This window comes from Streptomyces sp. CO7 (genome assembly GCF_053474865.1).
In genome coordinates, this window is record NZ_JBRIOU010000009.1 from 326,003 (window position 1) to 329,163 (window position 3,161).

A 3,161-nucleotide genomic window follows, 5' to 3' on the forward strand; every position below is an offset into this window, starting at 1 on the left:
GTGACCGCCGCTCCGGCGGTCACCGGGCCCCCGCCCGCTCCCTGCCGCCTCGCGTCAGGCGACGCCGGCGTTGAGGAAGAGACCGCCCTCGACCACCAGGTTCTGGCCGGTCATCCAGCCGGAGGCGTCCGAGGTCAGGAAGGCGGCGACGCCGCCGATGTCCTCGGGGACGCCGAGCCGGCCGAGCGGGTAGCCCGCGGCGACCTCGGCCTCGCGGTTCTCGTACAGCGCCTCGGCGAACTTGGTCTTGATCACGCCGGGGGCGATGGAGTTGACCCGGACCTGCGGCGAGAACTCGTGCGCCAGCTGCAGGGTCAGGTTGATCATCGCGGCCTTGCTGATGCCGTACGCGCCGATGAACGGCGAGGCCTGCACGCCGGCCACCGAGGCGATGTTGACGATGGTGCCGCCGTTGTCCCGCTGCCAGGCGGCCCAGGTCTTCTGCGCGAAGCCGAGCGCGGAGATCACGTTGGTCTCGAAGACCTTGCGGGCGACCGCCAGGTCGAGGTCGGCGATCGGCCCGAAGACCGGGTTGGTGCCGGCGTTGTTGACCAGGTGGTCGACCCGGCCGAACGCCTCCATGGTTGCGGCGACGACCGCGTCCTGGTGCGCCAGGTCGTGGGCCTTGCCGGCGACGCCGATGGCGCGCTCGGAGCCGAGGCGCTCCACGGCCTCCTTGAGCGCCTCCTCGTTGCGTCCGGTGATGCAGACGCGGTCACCGCGGGCGACGAACGCCTCGGCGATGCCGAAGCCGATGCCCCGGCTGGCGCCGGTGATGACGGCGACCTTGCCGGAGAGCTCGGGCAGTTCGGGCAGTTCGGTCATGGGGGTGTTACCTCCGTGTCCCGGTACCTTGCGGTCCGGCGTCAGTTGAGCGGGCCGCCGGCGACGTACAGGACCTGGCCGGAGACGAAGCCGGCCTCCTCGCCCGTGAAGAAGGCGACGGCGTTGGCGATGTCCTCCGGGACGCCGACCCGCTGGACCGGGATCATCGCGGCGGCGCCCTTCTTGAAGTCCTCGAAGTCCACGCCCACCCGCTCGGAGGTGGCCTTGGTCATCTCGGTGGCGATGAAGCCGGGGGCGACGGCGTTGGCGGTGACGCCGAACTTGCCGAGCTCCTTGGCGAGGGTCTTGGTGAAGCCCTGCAGACCGGCCTTGGCGGCGGAGTAGTTGGCCTGGCCGCGGTTGCCCAGCGCCGAGGAGGAGGACAGGTTGACGATGCGGCCGAACTTGGCGTCCACCATGTACTTCTGGCAGGCGCGGGCCATCAGGAAGGCGCCCTTGAGGTGCACGCCCATGACGGTGTCCCAGTCCAGGGCGCTCATCTTGAAGAGCAGGTTGTCGCGGAGCACGCCCGCGTTGTTGACCAGGATGGTCGGCGCGCCGAGCTCCTCGGCGATGCGGGCCACGGCGGCCTCGACCTGCGCCTCGTCGGACACGTCGCAGCCTACGCCGATCGCCTTGCCGCCGGCCGCGGTGATCTCGTCGACGACGTCCTTGCAGTTGGCCTCGTCGAGGTCGATGACCGCGACGGCGCGGCCCTCGGCGGCCAGCCGGACGGCGGTGGCGGCGCCGATGCCGCGCGCACCGCCGGTGACGACTGCGACTCGCTGCTCAGTGGTGGACATGGGTGCGTCTCCTCGCCCTCGGAATGCCTGAACGCCTTCGGTGATCCCGCGGTGCGGTCTCTCCTCCGGACTCTACGCCCGGCAGGTGAGCGACCGCTTAGTACCCTCGGCAGGACGTGACGCTAGAAGCCCGGACACCCGCTGTCAACGGGCCACCGCGTGATGTGATCCACCTGACCGGTGCGGGGTGACCGTCCGGGCGTCTAACGGACGAGCAGGTCCAGCAGCCGGTCCGCCTCGGCGGCCGGATCGGCGGTCAGCCCGGTGTGCACGGGGCCGGGCTGCAGGACGGTGGAGCGGGGGGCCACCAGCCACCGGAACCGCTTGCCGGCGTCGTCGTCCGCGGCCGGTCCCGCGGCCTCGCCGCCCGCGCAGACGGCCTCCACCGCCCGCAGCGCGGCCCGCACCGCTCCGACGTCGGCGCGCGGGTCCAGGGCGAGCAGCCGGGCCTCGTCCAGGTGGGTCCGGGCGGCGACGAACCGCTCGCCGCGGCAGTACAGGAGCACGCCCACGTTGACGCACTCGCCCCGCTCGACGCGGGGCACGGCCCGCAGGAGGGCGTACTCGTAGACCTGCCGGTCGCGGGTCCTGCGGTCGACGACGTTGCGGGTGAACACCTGCCGGTCGGCGTCGTGGCGTTCGTGGCCTTCGGCGGTCCGGCTCACTTCAGTCCCTCGATGCGGTCGTGGATGACGGCGGCGCGCGCCAGCAGCGGGCGGGCGTAGGCGCGGCGGAGCGCGTCGGGCGAGTCGAAGCCGGGCTCGTCGGCCAGCCAGCTCTCCGGGATCCGCGACGTCACCTCGGCGAGGAGTTCCTCGGTCACCAGGGGGGCCAGCGCTGCGGCGGCCGCGGCGACGTCCGGGGAGAAGCGGGCGAGGGCGTGGTCGGCCGCGTTGTAGGCGCGGGCAGCCGAGGCGTCGGCGCCGGGCCAGTTGTGGTGCCAGATCATGGTGGCGCCGTTGTCGATCAGCCAGAGCTCGCCGCGGTGGGTCAGCAGGTTGGGGTTGCGCCAGGAGCGGTCGACGTTGTTGACCAGCGCGTCGAACCAGACGATCCGCCCGGCCTCCTCCGGGGTGACCTCGAAGGCCAGCGGGTCGAAGCCGACGGCGCCGGAGAGGAACTCCATCCCGAGGTTGAGGCCGCCGCTGCCGCGCAGCAGGTCCTGCACCTCCCGGTCCGGCTCGCCCAGACCCAGCGCCGGGTCGAGGTCGACGACGACCAGGCGCGGCATCCGCAGGCCGAGCCGCCGCGCCAGCTCGCCGCACACCACCTCGGCGGTCAGCGTCTTGTGGCCCTGACCGGCGCCGCGGAACTTCAGGACGTACAGGCCGAGGTCGTCGGCCTCGACCAGCGCCGGCATGGACCCGCCCTCCCGGAGCGGCGTCACGAAGCGGGAGACTGCGACTTCGCTGAGCATCCGCCCAGGCTATACGGTGCCGCCGCTCGTGATCGTCGCGGACCGGGGGCGGTCCGGCGGCCGGATCCCGGGGGCCGCACGGCACCAGGATCACGAGCCGGTGCGGGGTCCTGTGG

Annotated in this window: 4 protein-coding genes; all 4 read right to left on the reverse strand. The window is 72.7% G+C overall.

The window, feature by feature from the left end; translation table 11 throughout:
* Nucleotides 1-54: 54 nt before the first annotated feature.
* The 4 genes from ACOV8S_RS28095 to ACOV8S_RS28110 all read right to left on the reverse strand — a co-directional run bounded on the left by ACOV8S_RS28095 (nt 55) and on the right by ACOV8S_RS28110 (nt 3,045).
* Entirely contained in the window at nt 55-825 is a 771-nt protein-coding gene (locus tag ACOV8S_RS28095) for an SDR family oxidoreductase (RefSeq protein ID WP_448321281.1), read from the reverse strand.
* Between the two features lie 41 nt (nt 826-866).
* On the reverse strand, nt 867-1,628 hold the full coding sequence (gene fabG, locus ACOV8S_RS28100; protein WP_448321282.1) for a 3-oxoacyl-ACP reductase FabG: 762 nt from the start codon (nt 1,626-1,628) through the stop codon (nt 867-869).
* 203 nt (nt 1,629-1,831) lie between these two features.
* Nucleotides 1,832-2,245 (reverse strand): DUF3037 domain-containing protein, encoded by a 414-nt coding sequence (locus ACOV8S_RS28105; RefSeq protein ID WP_351118307.1) that lies wholly within the window; start codon nt 2,243-2,245, stop codon nt 1,832-1,834.
* A 44-nt stretch (nt 2,246-2,289) separates the two neighbouring features.
* Nucleotides 2,290-3,045, reverse strand: coding sequence for a HipA family kinase (locus ACOV8S_RS28110; protein WP_448321284.1), 756 nt, complete (start codon nt 3,043-3,045; stop codon nt 2,290-2,292).
* Nucleotides 3,046-3,161: the final 116 nt, after the last annotated feature.